Source organism: Massiliimicrobium timonense, assembly GCF_002160865.1.
Classification (GTDB): Bacteria; Bacillota_I; Bacilli_A; order Erysipelotrichales; family Coprobacillaceae; genus Allocoprobacillus.
Genome location: NZ_NFLJ01000091.1, coordinates 1 through 1,323 on the forward strand (window position 1 = coordinate 1; position 1,323 = coordinate 1,323).

The 1,323-nt window shown below is 29.8% G+C and carries 2 protein-coding genes; both read left to right on the forward strand.

Features of this window, described 5'->3' with window-relative positions:
- The first annotated feature begins 221 nt into the window (after positions 1–221).
- Positions 222–500: a hypothetical protein gene (locus B5E75_RS14260; RefSeq protein WP_087360608.1), complete on the forward strand. Its 279-nt coding sequence runs from the start codon at positions 222–224 to the stop codon at positions 498–500.
- 25 nt (positions 501–525) lie between these two features.
- Positions 526–987: an HIT family protein gene (locus tag B5E75_RS14265; protein ID WP_087360611.1), complete on the forward strand. Its 462-nt coding sequence runs from the start codon at positions 526–528 to the stop codon at positions 985–987.
- The last annotated feature ends 336 nt before the right edge of the window (positions 988–1,323 follow it).

The following is a 1,323-nucleotide window of genomic DNA, read 5'->3' on the forward strand; positions in this document are numbered from 1 at the left end:
TCTAATGGAGATGGGACAGGATATGCAAAAGAACAATGGAGAAACTTTATTATTGATTATATAAATAGTAAGCAAAATGGAGAATATAAAATTTTGGAATGTTCTCATTATGTTCATAACATTGAATATCAAAAAATATATGATGAAAGTATAAAATTTATAAACAATTTACAATAACAAATTGAAAGTTGTCGAATTGGAAGTTGGAAGGAGTGTTGCATATGGATTTCCCTTTTTATGATGCACCTAATACAGCCACGATAATCTGTTGCCATATTATAGATGATGGCAAACCTATTTTATATGTATCTCATGATGAAGATGATGGAATGTGGCAATTTTTGTGTGGTTCAACACATGATACAGATGAAGCAAGACTGGTATCTCTAAAAGAAGCGTTCGATTTAGACAATTCTGTTGGTGTTCTTAAAGATATGCCATGTGGTTACTATGCGGAAAGAAAAACGCAAGATGATAATTGGCTTGTGAAGAAACGATAAATCCTAATTTAGTGGGGTGATTAAAATGTGTTTAATTTGTGACAGAATTAAAATGATAAAGGATGATACAAATCCATATTTTGTAAAAGAACTTGAAACTGGTTATGTGGTTATTGGAGATCATCAGCATTTTAAGGGGTATACTTTATTTCTATATAAAGATCATAAAACAGAATTATTTCATTTAGAACCAACCCAAAAAATGAAGTTTTTAGAAGAAATGTCTATTGTAGCTGAAGCAGTTTCTAAAGCTTTTAATGCAGAAAAAATGAACTATGAATTATTGGGAAGTGGAGATACACATCTTCACTGGCATTTATTTCCAAGAGTCAATGGTGATTTAGGAAAATATGGTAATAATGGTAAGGGACCTGTCTGGTGGTATCCAATGCAAAAAATGTATGATGATTCTAACTGTCCTACAAACGAAGAATTAAGGATAATGAAATCAAGATTATTAATGGAATTAGATAAACTATTATTGTAAATACAGATTTTTTAATAAATTCATATGATTATGTTTTGACATAATGTGTGAAAAAATGTTTTTAGCACTCTAGACTTGACTCTGCTAAAATAGAGGGCTATAATATAGACAGAAATAAGGAAAGAGAATAAAAAAGGCAATCCTTACTTCTCATATCAAACATTGTTCATTCTCTAACAATGCTTAGAATTGTTAAACAGAGGTGATATTTATGTTGATGCCTAGTATTTTTGGAGAAAGTTTATTTGATGACTGGTTTGATGATTTAGATAAGGAATTCTTTGGAAAGAAGAATCCATTATATGGAAAACATTCAAGAAATATGATGAAAACAGA

What these genes read in the sequence shown, in the direction of transcription:
- B5E75_RS14260 (WP_087360608.1), top strand. Translation starts at nt 222, where the DNA reads ATGGATTTCCCTTTTTATGATGCACCTAATACAGCCACGATAATCTGT.
- B5E75_RS14265 (WP_087360611.1), top strand. Translation starts at nt 526, where the DNA reads ATGTGTTTAATTTGTGACAGAATTAAAATGATAAAGGATGATACAAAT.